The organism is Mucilaginibacter sp., from assembly GCF_028287845.1.
In the GTDB taxonomy this organism is placed as follows: Bacteria; Bacteroidota; Bacteroidia; order Sphingobacteriales; family Sphingobacteriaceae; genus Mucilaginibacter.
In genome coordinates this window covers 15629-38842 of the sequence record NZ_JAQBOW010000038.1, presented here as the reverse complement: position 1 = coordinate 38842, position 23214 = coordinate 15629, and the positions used below count along the sequence as shown (strand labels likewise).

Below are 23214 nucleotides of genomic sequence, written 5' to 3'. Positions count from 1 at the left end.
AACAGCGTCTGAAAGATCACCTTTTACATCCTTAAGCAATTCCCTGGATTTTAAAAAAGAGAAATCATTGATTGATAGTTTTTCTCCTTCTACAGTTATATCCCCTTCATCAAACATAACTATTACCTTAACAGGTTTATCAACTGCTACAATTTGATCAAGGTTTGTAGTGCCTTTGTTATATGTACCGCTTATTTGTACCATACTCAAATTTACTTAAAATTCATGAAAACAAAAAGTGATTCAGCTACTGAAAAATCAGACTTACGAAGTTTTTGAAACTTCGTAAATCTTTCCTTCTTTATCTCAACCCAATCCAACTTAATCAACCTAATCAACTTTTTCCTCACGCATGTACTCCCTCACTTATCTCTTCTATCATCTTTTTGTTGAAGGCTTCAAGATCTGCAGGGCGGCGGCTGGTTACCAGTCCGTGGTCTACAACTACTTCCTGGTCTATCCAGTGAGCGCGGGCATTTTCAATGTCAGTTTTTAAGGATGGATATGAAGTTAAAGTTCTACCTCCTATCATCCCGGTTTCAATCAGCATTTGAGGACCATGGCAGATAGCAGCAACAGGTTTCCCTTCATCCAAAAATGCAGATACAAAGGCTACAGCCTCTTTATTTTGTCTTAATTTATCCGGATTTAAAACACCGCCTGGTAACACCAGCGCATCATAGTCATCCGGACTTACATCACTTAGCTGTTTATCAACATTAATTACAATACCCCAATTGGTTTTATCCCATGCTTTTATTTTACCGCTTTTTGGCGATACCACATGAACGGTTGCTCCGGCTGCTTCGAGGGCATCTTTGGGGCTGGTGAGTTCTACCTTTTCATATCCTTCCTCGGTATGGATAACTACTTTTTTATTACTTAAAGTTGCCATAATATATAGATTTATTAAATTTTAATTATAAAAATTAATCTATATATAATTACAAGTAGTAAATGGAATGGTTTTAGGAAAGTTTACCTAATTATCATTGTTATCCTGAACGAAGTGAAGGATCTTCACCAAGCAATAGATCTGCTATATACCTATCCTGCGTTCTTTTCCCATTTAGAAGTTTCTTCACTCCGCTACCCAAGACGAGTTATATTAAACATGCAATGGGCTGTCACCCTGAGCTTGTCGAAGGGCGACGTGCGCAGAGGCCTGTCCGCATGCTAAGCATGGTGCTAAGGCCTTTGCCCGCGTCGTGATTCGACAAGCTCACCATGACATCCCACCCTTGTCATTCCCCCTTTAGATTCCGCAGGAGTTTATATCTTATTTATAATGACACCCTTTTTTACATTCTTCACCTGCCAACTGCCTACTCAAAACTGCCAACTGACCTACAACTACACCAGCTTCACCCTCGGATCAACCCAAACATAAACAACATCAACCACAATACTTATCACCACAAAAATAAAAGCAATAAATAATATAGACCCCATTACTACCGGAAAATCAGACATCTCTAAAGCGTTAACGGTAGTTTTGCCTAAGCCATTATAGCCAAATACATATTCTACAAAAAAAGATCCTGCCAGTAAAGAGGCAAACCAAGTGGCAATGGCGGTTATAACCGGGTTGAGCGCATTTTTTAAGGCATGCCTGTAAACAATGGTATTATTACTCAACCCTTTCGCTTTAGCGGTGCGGATATAATCCTGACCCAAAACATCCAGCATGGCATTGCGGGTAAGCTGTACAATTATTGCCAGCGGCCGTAAACCTAAAGTAACCATGGGCAGTATTAAATTCTTCCACGTTATAACCTCGCCTTTAAACGGGTCATAACTATATAAACTGCCAGACATATTTAAACCGGTGTACCTGCTCAATACAAAACCAAATATCCACGCGATGATTATTCCCGCAAAAAATGATGGGGCAGAAATACCTAAGGTAGAAAAGGCTAAAGCCGAGCGATCTATCCAGGTATCTTTATGCACGGCGCTTAATATGCCTAAAAACACGCCGATAACGATAGCAAACAACATTGCCGTGGTAGCCAACACCAATGTGTTAGGTACAACCTCTAAAAGCATCTTGGCCACTTCTTTACTGGTTTGATATGACCGGCGCAAGTAAGGCCATTTAAGCGCTACTACTTTGTATTTTGAGATAGGAAATAAAGCCACATAATGATATCGCACCTGTTCGGCAGGCGTGTTTAAATGAATGCCAATGACTGACAGATCATTCAAGTAATAGGCAAATTGCACAGGTACTGGCTTATCCAGGCCAAACTCTTTACGTACGGCTTGTAACGACTGTACATCAGCGCGCTGGCCTTGCGTCATCCGGGCCGGATCAACCGGTAAAATATTGAACAGAAAAAATACCACCACTACAATACCCAGCATTACTGCCGAGCCATAAAGTAGCTTACGGATAAGGTAGCGGATCATTGCTGCTGAAAATATTTTTTTAGCAGGTGGTCATAATCAGGTACGGTATGGTAATGCCATTTATTAACGATAGTTCCGTTTTTAAGCAGGATAATACCCGGATTAGAGCGAACCATTGATTTTAGCGGTACCCCATCGGCATAAAAAATTTCGCTCACTAAATGAAATTTCTTGCTAAACGCAACCGCATCTGTTGCCGAATTGGAGGTTAGTAATATGGTACGGGCATTAAAACCTTGTGTAAGATTTGTAGCCAGCGCGTTTAGGCGGTTAATGGCGCCTTCGTCTGTCTTTTTCAAATCGTACGCCACAACTATCAGGCTATAAAAGGGGTTAACCAATATTTCCTGCGTATAATCGTTACGCTGTGCATCCTGTATGGTGAGGTCGGTAATTTTAGGGGTGAAACCTTTTTTAATTAGTTTGCTTTCGGGGTTACCAACTATCGCCCAGTTGTTATCTTTCCAGATACCTGTTTTAAGGTATTCTTTATCGCTCATGGTTTTGGTTTCGCCGGTATTTTTGTTTTTTAAGTTATAGGTTAACTCAAATTCATCAGGCATGGCACCCGCAGGGGTTTTCATTTCGTCCAGAATATTTGCACCTACTTTATAGGGCAAAAAATCAACTATCGGTAAAAAGTTGTAAGTATATAAGCCAAAGCCAACCGAAAAAATAACAGATGCTATCAACAACCGTTCGCCGGTTTTAAAGCTAAACAGTGGCTTTATATTTTCCTTGTTTTTAAATAATACCACAATTAATAGCAGCAACACAAGGTCCTTACTAAACGATTGCCAAGGCGTTAGCGGTATAGCATCGCCAAAACAGCCGCAGGTTTGTACCACTTTAAAAAAGGCCGAATAAAAGGTTAAAAAAGCAAAGAAAATAATGATGAGCAACAAGCCCCAGGCCACCTGTTTGGCACGCGCTCCAATTAGTAAAGCAAAGCCCAATATCATTTCTAAAGCGCAAAGTAATACAGCAAAACTTAGTGCCAGCGCGTTTAAAAAAGTAATATGGAAAACCTCGAAATATTCTTCCAGCTTATAAGAAAACCCCAGCGGATCATTAGCCTTGATAAGACCCGAGAAAATAAATAGCAACCCAACACTAATTCTGCAAAACCATATCAAGCTGTTTTTCATTTTACTCCTAATTTTATTAATGCAAATACCGAGTAGTTCAGTATATCCTGGTAATTGGCCTTTATCCCTTCTGATGCCAATGTGAGGCCCTTATTGTCTTCTATTTGTTTTACACGGAGCAGCTTCATTAATATCAGGTCGGTTAATGAGCTTATGCGCATGTCGCGCCAGGCTTCGCCGTAATCATGGTTTTTTGCAAACATCAAATCTTTTGTTTCCTTAACCTTATCATCAAATAACCTGCTTACATGGTCGGGTGCCAGCTCAATAGCTGTTTCCGCATCGCATTCCAGCTGCATCATGGCTATAACGCAATAATTTACTATGCCAATATATTCGCCGGTAATATCTTCGCCCACTTTTGAAATTTTCTTTTCTTCCAAAGTGCGTATGCGTTGTGCTTTGATAAATATCTGGTCGGTAATTGATTCAAGACGAAGTATGCGCCAGGCAGTACCATAATCATGGGTTTTTTTCATGAAAAGTCCTTTGCAAATATTAATTACGGCTTCGTATTCGGCTGATGTGTTGTTCAAGATGTTGTTGTAAAATTTTAAAGCTGTACGGTTGTAATGTTGATGCGCATCCGCACTTGAAATCACAAAATTTAAAGATATAAAGTAACTTTACAATCTTGCAACTTTAAAACAAAACAAATAGTGGCTAAAGATACATTTTTTCATAAAAAGGTAACGCTAAATGCAGGGGGCAAACTCATTGATTTGAGCACACCCACAGTAATGGGTATAATTAATCTTACTCCCGATTCTTTTTATGCCGGTAGCCGCCAACCCACTGTTGCCGACGCATTGCAGCAAGCCGAAAAAATGCTGGCCGATGGTGCTGTTTTCTTAGATCTTGGTGCTTACTCTTCACGCCCGGGAGCTGATGATATTTCTGTACAGGAAGAAATGGATAGATTACTACCCGTTGTTGAAGCGATAGGCACCAATTTCCCGGATGTGGTTTTATCCATAGATACTTTTCGTGCGTTGGTTGCCGAAGCGGGTATTAGAGCAGGGGCGCATATCATCAATGATATTTCTGGCGGACAATTAGATACTGATATGTTTACTACTGTAGCGCGCCTGCAAGTGCCTTATATACTGATGCACATGAAAGGCAATTCTAAAACCATGCAACAACTGGCTACCTATGATGATGTTTTTAACGAGGTGTTTGATTATTTTACCGAACGATATAACCTATTAAAGCAACTAGGTGTAAATGATGTAATTATTGATCCCGGTTTCGGCTTTGCCAAAAAACCGCAACATGGTTATACATTGCTAAATCGTTTGGATGAGCTTAATAGATTAGGCCTTCCGGTATTAGTTGGCGTATCGCGTAAAAAAATGATTTATGGTTTATTGGGTGGTACTGCTACCGATGCTTTGAACGGCACTACTGTTTTAAATACTATCGCGCTTACTAGAGGCGCTGATATTTTGAGGGTTCATGATGTAAAGGAAGCGGTGGAGACGGTGAAAATTTGGGAAGCGGTGAATCAACAATAGTATAAAAAGGATAATTAATTGCCGTCCCATTTATTGGACGGATAGCAATAGAAAAGCAAATGGTTTAGCCAAACTAAGTGCATCTAAACCCGCTCCATATCTCTCACAGCTTGCTCCACCATAGGATGCATCGGTTACAAAAGGCGGTACAACAATTTTATTCAAAATGTAACTAACGTGGGCACGCGCTTTGTGCCAAGTTTATTGGCATCGTGGGTTGAACTTTCTTAATGGCTGTCATGAAACTTTGGGGCGGGTACCTGTATAAAAGTAAGTGCAAACATGTCTTTGTCATTAACAAATACAAAAAACTAAAACCATGAAAATTACATTAACAGGGTCAATAGGAAATATTGGCAAACCACTTACCGAAAGTTTGGTAAAAGCCGGCCACCAGGTAACTGTAATAACCAGCAAACAAGCCCACGCTGCCCAAATTAAGTCGATGGGAGCTATACCCGCAGTAGGATCAATAGAAGACGTGGCATTTTTAACTAATGCTTTTACAGGTGCCGATGTTGTTTATGCTATGGTACCACCAAATTTCGGTGCAACGCATTGGAAGGAATATATCGCAGGTATAGGCCATAACTATGCAGCCGCCATTAAAGCGGCAGGGGTTACCAAAGTAGTTCAATTAAGCAGTATTGGTGCACACTTAACAGAAGGCGCCGGACCGATTACCGGGCTTCACCAGGTAGAAGTTGAGCTGAATAAATTAGAAGGTGTAGTTGTAAAATATGTGCGGGCGGGCTTTTTTTACACCAACTTCTATTCGAATGTTGATATGATAAAACATGCGGGTTTATTGGGCAGTAATTATGGTGCAGACACTTATCTGCCACTTGTGCACCCGGTAGATGTTGCCGATGCCATTGCCGAAGAAATACAACAACCATTTACTGCTAATAGCATCCGTTATGCAATTAGCGACGAACATACCGCGGGCGAATCTGCTGCTATATTAGGGAAAGAGATAGGTAAACCAGAATTGCCCTGGGTTGAGTTTACTGATGCTGATACCTTAGGCGGTATGCTGCAAGCCGGCTTGCCCGAAGAGATAGCCAAAAATTATGTAGAAATGGGTGAAGTTTCCCGAAATGGAAAAATGCAGGAGGATTTCCTGACACATAGATCTGCGTTAGGAAAAAGAAAGCTTGAAGATTTTGCGGTAGAATTTGCCAAAAGCTTTTAAACTGATAATCAATCTTATACAGAAACCGGTATTGCGCCGGTTTTTTTGTTTAAACCTTTAGCGTTTTTATTCATCAATAAGGTATACATCATCATTACATTAACCTAAGTCTTATAATTATGAAAACTAAACACACACTACTATTAGCTTTACTATTATCGTTTAGCTTTTTTGGCAGGTCGCAAGGGTTGTCAGATGTCAACCTGCGCATCTCTAACGATAAAACAATCGTCCGATCGATAGAACTATATGCCGGCAATATTATTATCAAGGTATCACAAAAAGGCAATGTTAAATTAAATGCGGTAGCAGGTACCCAATATGCCTATTTGGACCCGGTTAGCGATTCACAGAATAATAAATTTAGAACGCTTGATAATATGCTGATAGATTATTATGATAATTTTGAAGAAAGCAGGGCCGGAAAAATAAAATCCATTGGCAGTATAGCAGTTACTTACTATGATAAATTTGACGGCTTTGAAAACATTGGCCGGGTAAAATCCATTGGCGCTCTTAAATTTATCTATTACAGTAAATATGATGGATTTGATAATATAGGAAAGTTAAAATCTGTGGGTAGCATTAATATAGCCTATTATGATCGTTATGATGGCGATGACCTTAACGGCAAATTAAAATCTGTTGGCAACACCGTCATTATATATTATGATCGCTATGACGGACCATTTAAGAACGGTAAAATAAAATCTATCACCGGCAAAACACCGCATTTAACCATTAGTAACTTATCGGCGGATATATTAGCCGATAACGACACCTTTTAATATTAGCACGATATCCAAACCACCTGTCGAACTAACATTATTAGAGGATCCCTGACAAGTTCTTGTCAGGGATGGTCGGGTGTTCCTCTTACCAAAAATGAAACATCCCCAATTAATGAAAGCCTGCAATAGTATGCGGCACATACAATTCTTCCAGTTTCTTTATTTCTTCGGATGAAAGCTTGACCGATAGTGCTTTTACCGCGTCGGCTAAATGCCCCGGCTTACTTGCCCCAATAATTGGCGACGTAATAGTCGAATTTGCTAACAACCAGGCCATAGCTACCTGCGCGTTAGGCAAACCTTTTTGCGCAGCAACTTCATTCAGGCGCTCAATCACTTCAAAATCACCAAATTTGCCATAGATATCTTTTCCAAAACCATCGGTCCGGGCACGTTCTGTTTCGTTACGGTCCTTGTTTAGAGGGCGGGTTAGTAAACCCCTCGCCAACGGCGACCACGGAATAACCGCTATTTTTTGATCTTTACATAACGGTATCATTTCGCGTTCCTCTTCGCGGTATACCAGGTTGTATTGCGGTTGCATGGATACAAAGCGTGTCCAGCCATGCAAATCAGAAACATAAAGCGATTGCGCAAATTGCCAGGCATGCATAGATGATGCACCAATATAGCGCGCCTTACCGGCTTTCACCACATCATGCAGGGCTTCCATGGTTTCTTCTATCGGGGTATTATAATCCCAGCGATGGATTTGATACAAGTCAACATAATCTGTGCCTAATCTTTTCAAACTGGCATCAATCGCGCTCATAATATGCTTGCGCGACAGGCCCTTATCATTCGGCCCCGGCCCCATAGCGTTAAATACTTTGGTTGCCAGCACAACCTCATCGCGTTTAGCAAAATCTTTTAGTGCTTTGCCAACCACTTCTTCGCTGGCGCCATCTGCATATACATCGGCGGTATCAAAAAAGTTAATGCCAAGCTCCAGCGCCTCTTTAATAAACGGGCGACTCTCTGCCTCATTAAGGGCCCAGGGCCATCTTTCTGTAGGTTTACCATAGGTCATGGTACCTAAACACAGGCGCGAAACCATCATACCTGTATTTCCAAATCTTACGTAGTCCATAGTAGTTGTATATTTCAGGCAAATTACAAATTGTATTTGAATGGGTTTATACTGTTTATTTAGTTAGTACCACCTTAATACCTGATGATAGTAAAAGGCGATCAAATATAGCTTAGCCACCATTGCTGGTGCGTCTTTTTGTATTTGCTGAACCACCTGCATGGCAGGTATAATATTACTATTACCACCAACCATATCAGATACACGCCTAACAAGTTAAACCCAAAGCCAGCGGGTGAAAACAGGAAAGGTATTTTAGGGTTAACGATCTGACTGGTAGAATAGCCCTTTGCGAAAAATACAATTACGTGGATAGTTTGAATTAAATACCAGTGGCATACATAATAGAAAAAGGGCACATTGCCATATACTATTATAATGGACGTAAACCTGTTTTTAACCGTTTCTATACTAGCTAATAGAACCAGCGAGGGCCCTATCGTCATGCTCAGATATAGTAACGAGCATGGGTATTTGGTAGTATTAAGAAATGAGATAATACTTAACGCGGTTGTTTTTTGAACCGACCATGGCGACGGGTCCCCATAAATATTAAATGCCCTGAATATAAGGAACAGCGCCAACAGGCCCAGGCCCGAATACAATAATGTTTTTCGGCGTTTTACAGCAGAAACTGAGCTTTTGTAAAGTGAGCCGAAAACATAGCCAAGCAGCATTACGCCTGTCCACGGTAAAAGGGCATAGGCTATTAATACATAATGATTGCTGCCAATTTGTACAAAACCGTTAAATCCGGCAGCCGACAAAAACAGTTTCCAGCCAATGGTTGCAGTAATGGGCCCCGGGTTTACAATATCCAGAATATTGTGCCCAAAGAAAATAATTGCGCCAATAATACCAATAACTGTTAATGGGGTTTTTAACCTTACTAATAACCCCAGCAATACCATGCTGCCGCCAATGGCCCATATCACCTGCAAAATCAAAACATTATAAAGCGGATTAAGGGTTATAGCAAAAGTTATAAAAACAACTTCAACCACAATAAGCCATAACCCACGTTTAATCAAAAACACACTTAACTCATTCCTGGTACGGCGCATACCCGCCAGGTAAGCCGACATACCGCTTAAAAACACAAAAGTGGGTGCACAAAAATGAGTTATCCAGCGGGTAAAAAACAAAATGGGGGTAGTTATTGCCAGATTTGTGGGTTCGGGCTGGCCCAGATGAAAAACATCCCTAACATGGTCAATAGCCATTATCAGCATTACTAAACCGCGTAATATATCTATAGATTCTATACGATGCTTTGTAGTAGCAGAGATTGTTGTTGCCATAAAGAGATCAGGTTAAGAAATAGTTATGTCGAATATAAATAAAATCAATTTCATAACAAATTGATTTTTAATATTAAACATCGGTTTAGTCTAAAACAAAAAAGCCCGTAAATATAATTTACGGGCTTTTTACTGATCTAAATGTTATTTATGCTTTCGCAAATTCAAAAGGTAATTTTCTATACCTGATACCGGTTGCGGCAAAAATAGCGTTGCCTACCGCGGGTGCCATTGGTGGCAGTCCGGGTTCGCCTAGGCCGGTTGGCGCATCATCAGACGGTACAAATTTCACAATAACCTCTATTGGCGCGTCCTTCATCCGCAAAAACTTGTACGTGTGGAAGTTGGTTTGCTCAACAGCGCCCTTATCAAAAGTAACCTTGCTAAATAGGGCATGGCTTAAGCCGTCAATAATAGCTCCTTCTACCTGGGTTTCGGCACCGCTTTGGTTAACCACCCTGCCGCAATTAACAGCACTGTATACTTTAGTTACCCTAAACGTTCCATCCTTCAATTTAGTTATTTCGGCTACGTGAGCAGCATAGGTACTAAAAGAAAAATGCGAGGCAAAGCCCTGATATACGTTTGGCTTTTTTGGTTTGCCCCAACCGCTTATTTGCGCAACCAGGTCTATAACGCTTTTATATTTAGCTATGTCATACCCCCCGTCGGTTTTGCCAACCGGTTGGTCTTTTGCTTTTTCTAACAATTCAAGCCTTAAAGCTATCGGGTCCTTTTTCATTTGGTGGGCCAATTCATCCAAAAAACACTCATCAGCAAATGCTACCGAGTTACTGGTAGGCGCGCGCCATGGCCCTGTTTGTATATTTGTTTTAAGAGAATGATTATCTGCGCGATAATTAGCTACAGCTCTTGCCGGGAAACCATCCGGATTGGATGCCCTGCCTCCGCTTAATACTGCGGCATTAAGGTGCCATGCCACCAACTCATTCGCCGAGTTGATTGCCGCTTTGTATTTAAACATACTTGGCGGACGGTAAAAATCGCCCTGCATATCATCTTCGCGCATCCATAGCATTTGTATGGGCACTTTAGCGGCTTGCGATATTAACGCTGCTTCTACTCCGTTATCCGGTTGTAGCTTGCGGCCAAAACCACCTCCCTGCCTTGGCATACCTAAAGTTATATTAGCTTCGGGTACACCCACAGCTTTTGCAACCTCGGTGCGTAAGCGCGCGGGCACTTGTGTAGGGCCATACAGATCAACCTTACCATCTTTTACATCAGCAAAAAAGTTAAGCGGCTCCATGTTGGCATGCGATAGCGCGGGTGTTTCATACACTGCTTCTACTAGCTTGTAGTCTTTATTATTTAATGCAGCATCTACGTCTCCGTCATTTCTGCCAGGTTTTTCGCTGTAGTTTTTTAACAGTTCGGTAAACGAGGCATCATGGTCAGCGGTGCTTTCCAATTTGCTTGTCTCTTCCCAAACAACCTTCAATACATCCCGTCCTTTTTTAGCGGCCCAGGTTGACGTTGCCAAAACCGCCACTAAGTTTCTTGAAGGTACTGCAACCACATTTTTAACACCGGCTACTTTGCGCGTCTCGGTGTCATCAAATGATTTTAAGCTTTTGCCAAACGCCGGCGGGCGGGCAACTATCGCAAATAGCATGCCTTCGCGACGGGTGTCTATACCATATAATGGTTTACCGGTAATTATTTTATGATTATCAATATTATGTACCCGGGTGCCTATTATTTTAAAATCTTTTGGGTCTTTTAATTTAACATTGGCAGGTACCGGCAATAATGCTGCTTTAGCCGCCAGGTCACCATAGGCTAATTTTTTTCCGCTTGGTTTATGTATTACAAAGGCATTTTCGGCATAGCAATCATCCTCATTTGCCCCCCATTGCTGCGCGGCCGCTGTAATCATCATTTGACGGGCCGTTGCTCCGGCGTTGCGTATAGGTGTGTAGCGGGTTCTTACCGCACCGCTGCCACCTGTTGTTTGCGAGCCGTATTTACTTTGATCGAGCGGTGCCATTTCTACTACCACTTTATCCCATTGTACATCCAGCTCTTCGGCCAATATCATGGGTAATGCTGTTTTTACGCCCTGGCCAATCTCCGGATTGGGCGACATTAATGTAATTAACCCGTTAGAATCTATAGATACGTAGGCATTAGGCGAAAATATTGCGCCCGCGGCATGTTTAACCGGGCTTGCATCCGTTAGCAAATGGAACCCAAACATTATACCGCCCCCTGCAATTGAGCTTACTTTTAAAAAGTGGCGCCTTGAAACTGATTGATCGCTCATTTTGTAACCCCTCCTTTACTGGCTGCCAGATGTATGGCCTTACGTATACGATAATGTGTGCCGCAACGGCATATATTGCTCATAGACAGATCAATATCGTCATCTGTGGGGTGTGGGTTTTGTTTCAGCATTGCCGCTGCGGCCATAATTTGCCCAGATTGGCAATAACCGCATTGCGGTACATCAACCTCGCTCCAGGCTTGTTGTACCGGGTGCGTGCCTTCGGCGCTTAACCCTTCAATAGTTACAATTTTAGAGTCTTTAACCTCTGAAACGGGCAATTGGCATGATCGCACAGCGAAACCGTTAAAATGCACAGTACAGGCACCACACTGGGCAATGCCGCACCCGAATTTTGTACCAACTAAATTTAAATGATCACGCAATACCCAAAGCATTGGGGTGTCTGGATCTGCATCAACAGTAAGCAGCTTATTGTTGACAGAAATTTTGTATGTAGCCATAATGACTTTTGTTTTTAAGTAAATCTATTAGTAAAAACTTTACTTTACAAATATTAGTGGGCAATAACTAAAATATTACATACTATTTAATCCCCCTGATAAATCGCGAGATCATGTAAAGCAAATGATAATATTGCAAACCTTTTGATTTGAAAGAAATAGTCGACAAGGTGGTTCGGGTGGTTAACAACCAAGTCATTGATTTATTGCAGTTTTTCCACAAAAGTGGAAAATAACCGGTACAATAACGGGCAATTCGGATACTACATAGATAATATAGTACGTTAATATGTAACAACTATTACTTACATTCATTTATCTTTTCAGCCGCTACTGCTAATCAATACGTCTGCCCCCCGGTTTCTATCTTTTTCACTTAAAAAATTAAGTTTATGGAAATGATAATGATACAAGAAGCGGATGCCGCTACCTTAGAGGTACTCACCTTCGCTTTGCAAATGGAAGGCTACCGGGTTTGCAGCCCGACCGATAATAATGAAAATGTTCTGGATTTGATCCGGCGGCATCACCCCAGGCTGGTTTTGCTGGACTGCTGGCTCAGCAATTATTCGGGTAAGCATATCTGCCAATGGATCAAGGCGCATTTCCCACGTTTGCCGGTAATCGCTTTCAGTTGCGATAATCAGATCGATGAGCAATACCGCCTGTTAGGTTTTGATGATTACATAAAAAAGCCATTTAATCTTGAACTCCTTTATCAAGTGATTCGAAAACACTTACCTCAACATAAAAAGAGCCGCTATATGCCGGTTTAATGATAATTATCTGATTAAAATGGAATTACTTCGGGAAAACATACTAGATCTTATTCGTAACTCATGCTCATCTCATTTGGAGCTGAATGTGTTTAACGGACACATTATTGTTAACCTGCCGGATGCAGAAAAAGATTTTCGTTCAATATATAATAAAGTGAAACAGGAAATTAAAAAATGCATAAGGCAGCATTTTCCAGATAGGGATGAAGAGCTATTATTCGAGATAAGGAACTGCTCATGGAATTGCAGCTTTAAATTAGGGAAGACAACGTTATAACAGGGAACAAGCCGAGCAAACAAGCGTTTAAACATTTGGTTTGAAAAAGATAAAAAATGACAAACCCGTGCTTATGCAGATTGTTGTATCCTATAGCCGGAATGCTCCGGCCTGTTGATTTTTAAAGGAGGATAAGTTATGACACTGGTAAAATTTAATGAACGAAAAGACACTGGCATGTTAAGCCCGGTCTTTAATGATATTTTTGAAAACTTTTTTAACGACGCTTTTGTATCAGACCGGATGGTATCCAGGGTGCCGGCCGTAAATATTTCGGAAACGGAAAGGCACTATCATATTGAGCTGGCTGCACCGGGACTAAAGAAAGAGGATTTTAAGCTGGATCTGAACAGGAATATGCTGACCATATCGGCCGAAAAACAAAACGAGCAAGTGGATAATGACAAAAAATATAATAAACGCGAATACATCTATACCTCATTCGTGCGCTCTTTTACGCTGCCCGACTCTGTGGATGACGCAAATATTGAAGCCCAATATACTGATGGTATACTCAGAATTAATGTGGCCAAAAGAAAAGAAGCGACAACGCCCAGCCGTCAGATCAAGATTAAATAATTGCTCATCAGTCAATTGTTAATTGAGGCGCTGTTTCAGCGCCTTTTTTTATGCCATTTTTATACTATGTTTAATTATTTAAAACCAAGCGCTACAGAAATCACATCAGATACCAGGCTGGTGCTTTGCGAATAATGTCCATACCTGATTTCAAAATCATGAAGATTTTGCCACCCCATTACCCCGGTTGGCGGCGCTATTCTAAATCCTACACCAAAAAACTGACTGTTAAACTTAGCATATTCATAATTACTGGTGTAATAAGTGTCGGTGGGGTTATGGACCTCATAAGGGGCAAAATATCTGGCAGCCGATTGATTGTAATACCTGTAAAACGGTGAAACTGAAAAGAAAGGTGTAATTTTATAAACCATTTCCAGGTTGGCTGTATTAGAATTGCTGCCCCAATTATCCATATAGTATCGGTAATATGATCGGAGAATAATATTGTCACCCAGAAAATAATTAGCCCTTAACCCTAATGGAAGCTTAAACCTTGACGATGGTAATTTCTCGATAGTGTCTTTTTTGTTTGTAAAATACACCCGGTGAAAAGGTAAACTTAAGTATCCTTTTTGTGCAACCCCGTCTGTTAGGAACATTACCTGCAAACTGGAATTTATCATCTGAGAATAAGATAATGATATGGTATAAGTATTTCTGGGACTGGTTGGAATGCTTGGCGTTGAACTACCACTGCCACTCAAAACACTGTTTCCACTGGCCGTAGTAACATAAGTAGGCCCGGTTGAGACGACCACAGTTGATTGCGGAATAAGTTCGGAAGGATAAATGAGTGTAACATGATCAAAATAAGCCTGTAGTTTCATGCCAAATTCGCCACTTTTATCATTTGTCTTTTTTGAGAAGTGTACATCAGCGCCTAATGATTTATAATTGTACTCGCCCGAATAATAAGTGCCCAACCCAAAACTCGTGCCTTTAATTTCATTTTCAATTGTCCAGTCTAATGACGGATATACGCGTGATCCGCCGGTTTTTGATGCCCCTGATGTAGATACAAAAGCTGCTGATGCCGAAGTATGATGATCAACACCCAAACCAATTGAAAGTATGTTTTTATGTTTAGGCTGCCCATACCAGGAGAGTTTCAGATCCAGGCCATTTGAAAAATCTGTTACTTTTTCTGTTCCGATACCCCCTGTAACTGCAGAATGATCTCCATTTTGGCTATAATAACTTGATACCAAATTTATTTCTTCAACCTTTAGTTGTGTAGGGTAATAGCTGCCTGTATCATCAACATCAATAGGGATTTGTATAGCAAATGGATTTTTATTGCGGCTGGTATCTTCCTTACTTTGTGAAAAGGCATTTAAACGGCAAATGAGTGCGAAACCAAGAATAGTTAAATATTTCTTTTTCATGAAAATTGATTCTGTATAAAATTAATTGCAACCGCAGCCACCACCGGTTTTTCCGGCATTTGCGCCAGAAGCACTTTCACGATAGGATTGAAAATTTAACTCATTCTTTTCGGCCTTACGGTTTCCAAGCGCCATTTCAGAATCATTGAGCCTGTTTTTTTGATATTCCCGTAAACGCACACACGAAGAGAAACTTATCATTATTAAAAAGCAGGCCAATAGTTTTACAATTTGATTTGTCATTTTAATCGGGGGATTTATTTAATGTTGATATTTTTTGAAGTATATAAATTATTGTAATCATCAATTATGACTGCTTCAATACTTTTCATTTGGTTTATCATATTTAACCCGGTATTAATACCCATAATCATTACCGGAGTTGTCATAGCATCAGCAACTTCTGCATTAGTTGTAATAATGGTTACGCTTTTAATACCGGTAACGGGCAAGCCTGTAAGCGGGCTAATGGTGTGCGAATATTTTTTACCATCCACCATAATAAATTTTTCATAATTACCTGATGTGGCAACAGCCATATCAGTGATGTCCATATACGAAAATATTTCATGTGAAGAATCCGGATTTGCAATGCCGATGGTCCACTTTTGGCCGTTTGGCTGTACACCCCAGGCGTTCAAATCGCCCGACGCGTTTACCACCCCACTACTCACACCGCCTTGTTTCATAATTTGTTTTGCCCGCTCGGCGGCATAACCTTTACCTATCCCCCCAAACCCTATCCTCATTCCTTTTTCCCGCAAAAAAACCGTGCAGTTTTCGTCGTCAAGCACAACGTTTCTGAAGTTAATAAGGCGCACCATTTTTTTTGCAGTAGCTTTATCCGGCAATGCGGTCATTTTTTGATCAAAGTTCCATAGTTGTTTATCCACAGACCCATAAGTAATATCAAATGCACCACGGGTTACTTCAGATATCCTGATAGATCGTTTAATAAGATCAAATGTTTCCCGGCTTACTGCCACAGGCTGTATACCGGCATTTTGGTTAATCCAATTGGTTTCGCTATCGTCGCTAAAAGTGGTCAATAACCGTTCTATTCTTTTTATTTCATCAACTCCCAAATCAATTTTCTCATTGGCCCATATTTCATTATCAGCAACCACGCTCAACTCAAAACGGTTACCCATTAACTTGCAGGCCCTTTTAAAAATTTGCTGATCTGGCATCGGGGTTTAAAAAAATAAAAATTAACGGGATTTTTGTAATTATCTCCAAACAATAGTAAAGGGACAATCTGAAGATTAGATGAAATTAACGCCTTTATAAGGGTTTTTAACGTTAATTAACAGATTCAATATCATTGCTATTATAAATCAAACGGATTTCTTGAGCGTTAGCGAAAAACCTCAAACTAAGCACAGGCCGCCGGGGTGGGTTCTGAGCATAGCTTAAAGCGAGAAGTCGCTTATATACAACTCTCCGTCAACCAGCCCATCCAACTCCGCAGGGTTATGGCTCACTATTAAAACTGTTATGTTTAGCTCTTTAAACACAACTTTTAATTCCTGTATTAATTCGGTTTTCATCTCCGGATCTAATGCGGAAAAAGGCTCATCCATCAATAACAATTTAGGTTTGATAGCAAGCGCGCGCAAAATAGCTAAACGCTGCTGTTGCCCGCCTGATAGGTGCACGGGTTTATGATTGGTCAGGGTATCCAGCTTACCTAAAATTAATAGCCGCGTTATCCAATCCTTATGGTTCGTAGCGTATGCTAAATGCTCAATAACCGTCATGTTTGGAAACAGGGCATAATCCTGGAAAACAAAGCCTGTTTTTCTTTTTTGGGGCGATAGGTTGATGTTTATGTTGGTATCTAACCAGGTAGTATTATCAACTGTTATCCTGCCTTTTTCGGGCGAGATCAATCCGGCTATTATTTTTAAAAAGGTGGTTTTTCCTGCTCCGGAAGGGCCATATATTTTGGTAATGCTTCCATCGGCAAACCGGCGGTCTATTTTCAATATTTGCCGGCCATGATAAACTTTTAGTCTTTTCTCTATTGCTATGTCTATCATTCTAGCGGAGATTTTGCCTGGTACTTATTAAAAATAAACAAGCCTATTACCATTACAAACGTTATACAAAACAGTATCAATGAGTAAGTATTGGCGGCAGCATAATCCATCCGCTCAACAGAATCATATACGGCAATTGAGGCTACACGGGTAACACGGGGAATGTTGCCACCTATCATCAATACTACACCAAACTCACCTAATGTATGAGCGAACGTTAGCACAATAGCTGTTAATAAGGATGGTTTGATATTTGGTATTAATATGCTTTTAAAGGTTTGCCACTTGGTTTTACCCAGGGTATAGGATGCCTGGGCTAATGATGCCGGTAATTGTTGCAGCGCCGATTTAATGGGCCCCACCATAAATGGCATGCTGTAAATAAAAGAGGCCAATACCAATCCCTGAAAGGAAAAAACAAATTGGATATCGAACGTATTTTGCAACCATTTACCCAAGCCATGCTGCGGACTAAAAGCCAGCAACAAATAAAACCCTAATACCGATGGCGGCAATACCAGCGGCATAGTAATAACGGCCTCAATAATAGTTTTAAAAAATGAGCGGCCCTTTGATAACCACCACGCAACCGGTAAACCCACTATCAATAGTAACAGCGTGGTAATTGCTGCCAACTTTAATGTAAGCCAAATTGGTGAAAGGTCCATCCGCCGGGATTAATTATTGAATACGATAACCGTATTTTTCAAATATACGCTTAGCGGGGGCACTTAAAATATATTGGTAAAATTTTTCGGCATCGGGGTTTTTTTCGCCGTGTTTCAAGATTACGATACCTTGTTGGATTGGTGTGTAGCTTTTAGGGTTTATCACTTTCCAGAAAAGCGGTGTTTTATTGGCCGGGTCTTTTACTAATGCCTGGGTGGTGAAACCCACTTCGACCACACCGGTAGTGATATAGGTATTTATCTGCGAGATGCTTTCGCCGTAAACCATTTTGCTTTTAACGTTTTCCAGTATGCCGTTTTTCTTTAACAATTCTTCGGCAGCTAAACCATAAGGCGCGACTGCAGGGTTAGCTATCGCGATTTTTTTTATGCGGGGAGTTAGCAGCATGCGCTCCCAGTTCTGGAAACCTATATTCTGACTGCTGCAAATTATTAAGCTGCCATAGGCATAAACAACAGGGACTTTGGCGCTAAATCCTTCTTTATATAATTCTTGGGGGAAACTCATATCAGCCGATAAAAAAACATCAAATGGAGCACCGTTCTTTATCTGCGCTACCAGTTTGCCCGACGAGCCAACAATAGGTTCTATCTCTATACCAGTTCTTTGTTTAAAATCTTTTTGAAGTACTTCTATAATAGATTGCAGGTTGGCGGCCGCGGCTACTTTTAAACCTTGAGCATAGCTGGATACTGAAAATAACATACAGGTAAATAATAATATGCCTGTTCTTTTAAAATAAAATATGTTGAGTTTCATGTTTTAATTTTATCATACAAATATAAAGCGTTTTTAAACCATTGTTTTAAATTTAAAACATTAACCTTTATACAAAAAAAGGGTGAAAGCTATTGGCCCTCACCCTTTAGTATTTTATACAGACTACCTATTAATTCCCCGGCGCATCATTTGGTGTGCCTACAATTTTAAAAACTTTATCGCCATTGGTATCAACGGCATCCTGGAAATAGTACCCTTCTTCTGATACATAATATTTTTGCCCGTTTAGCTTTAACATTTTACAACCTTGTGGCAGTGTATCAACCAGATCGCCAACTTGTGGCAGGTCATCCTGTGCATTACCATTATTGTCTGTATTTAATTCGCCGTCTTTACCTGCTATTTGGTAAACTAATGTACCATCATCTTTAGTAATGGGTTGGTAATACACGCCATTCAACTCATAATATTGCATGCCGTTTATGGCTATTGCCTGCGCTTTTGCCGGTAATTGGTTTATTACGGCACCAACCGGTGGTTCAACCACGGTATAATCATTGTTTTCCTGGCGATAGTATAAGCCATCACTGTAAAAATATTGGTCGGCGCCAAAATAGAACGGGTAGTAGCCAAAAGGCAACACATTTAATCTTACACCTAATTGCGGCCGGTAATAAGTTCCGTAATACCCGCGGTTTTGGTAATAAAATCCTCTTGGCCTCACTGTTATATAGTTGTGCCCATAAGCCAGGCCCGGGTAACTACGGTAGCCGGTACGAGGACTATAAGTATTGGGTCCCCTTTGGCCCAATCCAGAATAACGGCGTGGGGCGTAGGCTCCATTGGTGCTGCGTGGATTGGCTGGTGAAAAGCTCATGCTCTGCTGATGGGTGGCACCGCGTGGCGCAGATGGCGTAGAGCCAAGGCTGTTTGTGCTTCTTTGCGGCTGGCCGCTATTGCGTTGTTGCGGAGCTACGTTTGCATTGTTGCTGCGCTGTTGCTGTACTTGTGGCTGCGGATTGCTGCGTTGTGGCTGCGGTTGAGCTTGAACAGGCGCTGCAGGAGCCGGAGCTGAACCACCGCTAGTTCCGTCGCTATGATCGCCGCCTCTTTGTGCCATAGCCGGTATAGTAAGGATAATGCACAATACTGCGCTAAAAGCAATACCAGTTAATTTTATGTATGTCTTTTTCATGGTTTGGTTATAAATGGATTGTCATTAAATCGTGCCGATTATTGGTGATTTGGACTGTAAAAAGTATTAACGGTTTAATCCTTATAATAATAACGTTATTGCCTTAGTTCAAGTATTCAGTACGTAGACGTATTTGATAGGCGAAAAGTTACAACGCTTCGGCAATAAATATACAAGAATTATCAAAATGCAGCTCAAAAAAACCATCTGCCATGGTTTTAAAATTGTCATTACTTATTTTTTGTAATCCGCTTGTTTTAATGTTTGCAGGGTGTTGTAAAAGCCTAATACCTTCGCCTGCCGGTTTCCATTTACTAAAGCCCGGGTTAACCGCGTATATTTTTTGCTGATCATAAAATATTACCAGATTAATTTTATCTGCGAAAGGCAGATAATCATTCAGATCAAATTCATCCGCTACAATATTAACAGCCGGATAGCCTTGTGCAATTAAATAGTTTAAGGCCGACGCGATTATTGTATGGTCACCCAAAGGCAACAAATTTATATCTGATTGCAGGGCCTCGTCTATTTCATCGGTTATTACCCAATCTATTTTAATACCGTACGAGTTTAGTTTTTCGGCAATTAATGGAGTTACTATTAAAGTGGGGCTCCATTCTAACAATTGGCCCAATTGTTCGTCATCAAAGCTATCCAGGCCCAATACCAATAGGGCCGGTTCCTGTTTTTCGCGAATGATATGGTGGGATGACATGGAGATTTAGAGATTAGTTAATTGGAGATTAGTAATTAGTGATCGTGTTAATAATTAATCACGCTAATCAAAACCGTATTAATCATTAATTCAGACAAAGGTATTAATATATTTTTTGATAAAAGTCCTTCACAGCCCTACCGGGGTCAGGGGCTAAGTTTATTGCCGCAGATACCGCGATGCCATAAATGCCGGTTTGCAATAATGGCTCAACATCTGTTAGCCCAATGCCGCCCACGGCTATTACAGGTATATCAATAAGCTGTTTTTGCAATTCGCGATAGCCCTCAAAGCCCAGCAGCGGCTTATTATTGGGTTTGGTATCGGTATGCGCAAATGGGCCATATCCGCAATAATCTACAACCCCGGTGGCTTGTACTGCCAATAATCGTTCAATATTTGTTGCCGATGCGCCTAATGTTTTATCCTCTCCAATATGTTCGCGAATAATAGAAAGGTCGGCATCAAAATCTTCAATATGTACACCTTGCGCATCAACCCTATCCAATAAATGGTAATGATTGGTTAAAATAAGCGTTGTGCCCCATTCATCGCATATTTCGGCAATTTGATTTATTTCTTCAATCAGTTCATCATCAGCTTTGGTTAAGCAGCGATATTGCAGCCAGTTTGCACCGGCACTACAGGCTATTTGTGCCTGTTCAACATGGCTGCGGTTAGGCAGATCCTGGGTTAAATAATGAAATTTGGATATGTATTTCTTCATACCTGAACATGATTTAAATAATTAATAGATGCCATGATGATATTATAAATGCCAAACGTAAAATCATGATTGAAAGATTACCTCGAATAAGCAACTAAAAAAGCATTATTTAAAAATTAACAGATTGCAATGATGCATTATAAATGCCATCAAAAAAAATCCTTTAATCCTAAAATCGTGTCAACACTTCACTTATAGGTACCCCAATAGAACCATTTGGCGCCTGTATATGTAATAAGGCAGAAATAGTTGGCGCAATATCCGTCATGTGTGTACTGCGGGTAATTGTACCATGCTGTATGCCCCAGCCCATAAATACCAATGGTATATGCGCGTCATACGGGTTCCAGGTGCCATGTGTGGTGCCGGTTGGGCCCTTATCATTTGTTCCGTGCCCTGTAAAATAAGCAGGCTTCAGAATGATTTGGATAACACCGCTATGTTCGCGGCTATAGCCATTTATAATACGTGTACGCAGTTCTTCAGGAATATTTGCTGTTTGTGCTTTTTGCATATCAACTGCAAAAGCAACAGAAGGCAGTTTCTGCAAGTAGGCTATACAATCGTTTTTTAATGCGTTTTCATCCAACTTTAAATACTTAATGATTTTATAATTAAAGTTAACCTGGTAGTTAGTAAAGCTAAGCACCAGGCCGTCAATTTTATATTTTTCCATTAAAAAGCTGTTAATATCTTTTAATGAAGCAGCTTCATCCCATACGCCTGCCGGGATATTTTTATCCTGCAAAAAGGCGGGGTTGTGTGCTGCGCCGTGGTCGGCTGTTAAAAATACGGTATAGTTTCCTTTGCCCACTTTTGCATCAAGAAAAGTAAGAAATGTACCCAGGTCGCGGTCTAAACGCAAATAGGTATCTTCAATTTCTACAGCGTTAACACCAAACTGGTGGCCTATATAATCTGTAGAAGATAAACTCATCGCTAAAAAATCTGTTGCTTGTCCGGTCCCTAATTGCTCGCCGTTTATTGCCGCCACTGCAAGGTCAATCGTCATGGTGTTACCGTAAGGCACACTGCGTATCAGCCCTAAATTACCCTTATATAAATTTGATGTTTTTACAGGCAAGGTTGGTGCATCAGCGCCTTTAAATGCTCCCTCATATTTGTTATCATCCGCGGTGCTTTGCAAATAAGTATTTATGGGATATAATGTATTCCAGTCTAATTTTAAATAGGTTTCCGGTAGTTTCTGATCATTAAAATCTTTCATCCATTGTGGCAATTCTTTCATGTAATACGTACTGGTTATCCAGTTGCCGCTTTTATCATCAAACCAATAGGCGGCGTTTGCGGTATGCCCCCCGGGTAAAATACCGCCACGGTCTTTTAAAGCTATGCCAATAACTTTCGAATGGAAATTTGTTGCCAGCCTTAACTCGTCAGTAACAGTTGTGGTTAATAAATTGCGCGGCGACATCTGGCCCGCCTTTGATACGGCGCCCACGGTTTGTACTGTGCTGTCATCTGTACAATACATTGATTTGCCGGTGGCTTGTATTATAAAATCATTACCCGCAATGCCGTGTATAGCCGGAACGGAGCCGGTATAAATAGCTGTATGCCCCGCGGCGGTTACCGTAGGTATATAGTCTATATTAGTATTTTCACAGCTAAAACCTTCCTTTAACAAGCGTTTAAAACCACTATTGCCATAACGCGAATAATAACGGTACAGGTAATCCCAGCGCATTTGGTCAACCACTATGCCTACTACCAATTTGGGGCGGGGCAGATCTGTCGAAGGAACAACTGCAGCGGTTACTGCCGACGAGACTGTTTTCTTTTTGGTTTGTGCAGATGCTATAACTGCAACAGAACAGAAAAATATAATAAATGAGTGTTTAATTTTCATTGTACAAGTTTAAAACATCAAATA

Annotated in this window: 25 protein-coding genes; 6 read left to right on the top strand and 19 right to left on the bottom strand. The window is 40.7% G+C overall.

Features of this window, described 5'->3' with window-relative positions; genetic code table 11:
* The 5 genes from JWP71_RS03665 to JWP71_RS03645 all read right to left on the bottom strand — a co-directional run.
* A partial coding sequence (locus JWP71_RS03665) for a hypothetical protein (RefSeq protein ID WP_299497267.1) occupies positions 1-204 on the bottom strand: 204 nt, incomplete at its 3' end.
* A gap of 142 nt (positions 205-346) precedes the next feature.
* A complete protein-coding gene (locus JWP71_RS03660; protein WP_299497264.1) occupies positions 347-895 on the bottom strand; it encodes a type 1 glutamine amidotransferase domain-containing protein in 549 nt (182 codons plus the stop codon).
* Positions 896-1353: 458 nt separating this feature from the next.
* Positions 1354-2412 (bottom strand): ABC transporter permease, encoded by a 1059-nt coding sequence (locus tag JWP71_RS03655; RefSeq protein ID WP_299497262.1) that lies wholly within the window; start codon positions 2410-2412, stop codon positions 1354-1356.
* On the bottom strand, positions 2409-3560 hold the full coding sequence (locus JWP71_RS03650) for a BT_3928 family protein (RefSeq protein WP_299497260.1): 1152 nt from the start codon (positions 3558-3560) through the stop codon (positions 2409-2411). The genes JWP71_RS03655 and JWP71_RS03650 overlap by 4 nt, the downstream gene beginning before the upstream one ends.
* A complete protein-coding gene (locus JWP71_RS03645; RefSeq protein WP_299497269.1) occupies positions 3557-4099 on the bottom strand; it encodes a DUF1599 domain-containing protein in 543 nt (180 codons plus the stop codon). Before JWP71_RS03645 ends, JWP71_RS03650 begins: the two co-directional genes overlap by 4 nt.
* Positions 4100-4219: 120 nt before the next feature.
* Between JWP71_RS03645 and folP the strand changes: the two genes are divergently transcribed.
* The 3 genes from folP (at position 4220) to JWP71_RS03630 (ending at position 7060) form a co-directional block, all read left to right on the top strand.
* Positions 4220-5077, top strand: coding sequence for a dihydropteroate synthase (gene folP / locus JWP71_RS03640; protein WP_299497258.1), 858 nt, complete (start codon positions 4220-4222; stop codon positions 5075-5077).
* Between the two features lie 319 nt (positions 5078-5396).
* Positions 5397-6272, top strand: coding sequence for an NmrA family NAD(P)-binding protein (locus tag JWP71_RS03635; RefSeq protein ID WP_299497256.1), 876 nt, complete (start codon positions 5397-5399; stop codon positions 6270-6272).
* 119 nt (positions 6273-6391) lie between these two features.
* On the top strand, positions 6392-7060 hold the full coding sequence (locus tag JWP71_RS03630) for a hypothetical protein (protein ID WP_299497254.1): 669 nt from the start codon (positions 6392-6394) through the stop codon (positions 7058-7060).
* Positions 7061-7172: 112 nt separating this feature from the next.
* Here the strand turns inward: JWP71_RS03630 and JWP71_RS03625 are convergent, their stop codons facing one another.
* The 4 genes from JWP71_RS03625 to JWP71_RS03610 all read right to left on the bottom strand — a co-directional run bounded on the left by JWP71_RS03625 (position 7173) and on the right by JWP71_RS03610 (position 12205).
* Positions 7173-8153, bottom strand: a complete 981-nt coding sequence (locus JWP71_RS03625) for an aldo/keto reductase (RefSeq protein ID WP_299497252.1) — start codon at positions 8151-8153, stop codon at positions 7173-7175.
* 101 nt (positions 8154-8254) lie between these two features.
* Positions 8255-9454, bottom strand: coding sequence for a heparan-alpha-glucosaminide N-acetyltransferase domain-containing protein (locus JWP71_RS03620; protein WP_299497250.1), 1200 nt, complete (start codon positions 9452-9454; stop codon positions 8255-8257).
* 148 nt (positions 9455-9602) lie between these two features.
* Positions 9603-11741 carry a molybdopterin cofactor-binding domain-containing protein gene (locus JWP71_RS03615; protein WP_299497248.1) on the bottom strand — a complete coding sequence of 713 codons (2139 nt, stop codon included), beginning with the start codon at positions 11739-11741 and terminating at the stop codon, positions 9603-9605.
* Complete coding sequence (locus JWP71_RS03610) at positions 11738-12205, bottom strand: (2Fe-2S)-binding protein (protein ID WP_299497246.1); 468 nt, start codon at positions 12203-12205, stop codon at positions 11738-11740. The genes JWP71_RS03615 and JWP71_RS03610 overlap by 4 nt, the downstream gene beginning before the upstream one ends.
* A 392-nt stretch (positions 12206-12597) precedes the next feature.
* Between JWP71_RS03610 and JWP71_RS03605 the strand changes: the two genes are divergently transcribed.
* The 3 genes from JWP71_RS03605 (at position 12598) to JWP71_RS03595 (ending at position 13840) form a co-directional block, all read left to right on the top strand.
* Entirely contained in the window at positions 12598-12981 is a 384-nt protein-coding gene (locus tag JWP71_RS03605; protein ID WP_299497244.1) for a response regulator, read from the top strand.
* A 19-nt stretch (positions 12982-13000) separates the two neighbouring features.
* Positions 13001-13261 carry a hypothetical protein gene (locus JWP71_RS03600; RefSeq protein WP_299497241.1) on the top strand — a complete coding sequence of 87 codons (261 nt, stop codon included), beginning with the start codon at positions 13001-13003 and terminating at the stop codon, positions 13259-13261.
* Positions 13262-13399: 138 nt separating this feature from the next.
* Positions 13400-13840, top strand: a complete 441-nt coding sequence (locus JWP71_RS03595; protein WP_299497239.1) for an Hsp20/alpha crystallin family protein — start codon at positions 13400-13402, stop codon at positions 13838-13840.
* 74 nt (positions 13841-13914) lie between these two features.
* On the opposite strand, the gene JWP71_RS03590 is transcribed toward JWP71_RS03595, so the two are convergent.
* The 10 genes from JWP71_RS03590 to pafA all read right to left on the bottom strand — a co-directional run bounded on the left by JWP71_RS03590 (position 13915) and on the right by pafA (position 23190).
* On the bottom strand, positions 13915-15228 hold the full coding sequence (locus JWP71_RS03590; protein ID WP_299497237.1) for a DUF3570 domain-containing protein: 1314 nt from the start codon (positions 15226-15228) through the stop codon (positions 13915-13917).
* Between the two features lie 21 nt (positions 15229-15249).
* Positions 15250-15471, bottom strand: a complete 222-nt coding sequence (locus tag JWP71_RS03585) for a DUF4266 domain-containing protein (RefSeq protein ID WP_299497235.1) — start codon at positions 15469-15471, stop codon at positions 15250-15252.
* 14 nt (positions 15472-15485) lie between these two features.
* Positions 15486-16418 (bottom strand): FAD:protein FMN transferase, encoded by a 933-nt coding sequence (locus JWP71_RS03580; RefSeq protein WP_299497233.1) that lies wholly within the window; start codon positions 16416-16418, stop codon positions 15486-15488.
* 222 nt (positions 16419-16640) lie between these two features.
* The gene (locus JWP71_RS03575) at positions 16641-17270 is read right to left on the bottom strand and encodes an ATP-binding cassette domain-containing protein (protein ID WP_299497230.1); all 630 of its coding nucleotides are present in this window, start codon (positions 17268-17270) and stop codon (positions 16641-16643) included.
* A complete protein-coding gene (modB, locus tag JWP71_RS03570) occupies positions 17267-17938 on the bottom strand; it encodes a molybdate ABC transporter permease subunit (RefSeq protein ID WP_299497227.1) in 672 nt (223 codons plus the stop codon). Before modB ends, JWP71_RS03575 begins: the two co-directional genes overlap by 4 nt.
* Before the next feature lie 13 nt (positions 17939-17951).
* Positions 17952-18719, bottom strand: coding sequence for a molybdate ABC transporter substrate-binding protein (modA, locus tag JWP71_RS03565; RefSeq protein WP_299497225.1), 768 nt, complete (start codon positions 18717-18719; stop codon positions 17952-17954).
* A gap of 130 nt (positions 18720-18849) precedes the next feature.
* Complete coding sequence (locus JWP71_RS03560) at positions 18850-19875, bottom strand: DUF6515 family protein (protein WP_299497223.1); 1026 nt, start codon at positions 19873-19875, stop codon at positions 18850-18852.
* Positions 19876-20023: 148 nt separating this feature from the next.
* On the bottom strand, positions 20024-20593 hold the full coding sequence (locus JWP71_RS03555) for a thiamine pyrophosphokinase (RefSeq protein ID WP_299497222.1): 570 nt from the start codon (positions 20591-20593) through the stop codon (positions 20024-20026).
* A gap of 103 nt (positions 20594-20696) precedes the next feature.
* Entirely contained in the window at positions 20697-21320 is a 624-nt protein-coding gene (locus JWP71_RS03550; RefSeq protein ID WP_299497220.1) for a thiamine phosphate synthase, read from the bottom strand.
* A 169-nt stretch (positions 21321-21489) separates the two neighbouring features.
* On the bottom strand, positions 21490-23190 hold the full coding sequence (pafA, locus tag JWP71_RS03545) for an alkaline phosphatase PafA (protein WP_299497218.1): 1701 nt from the start codon (positions 23188-23190) through the stop codon (positions 21490-21492).
* Positions 23191-23214: the final 24 nt, after the last annotated feature.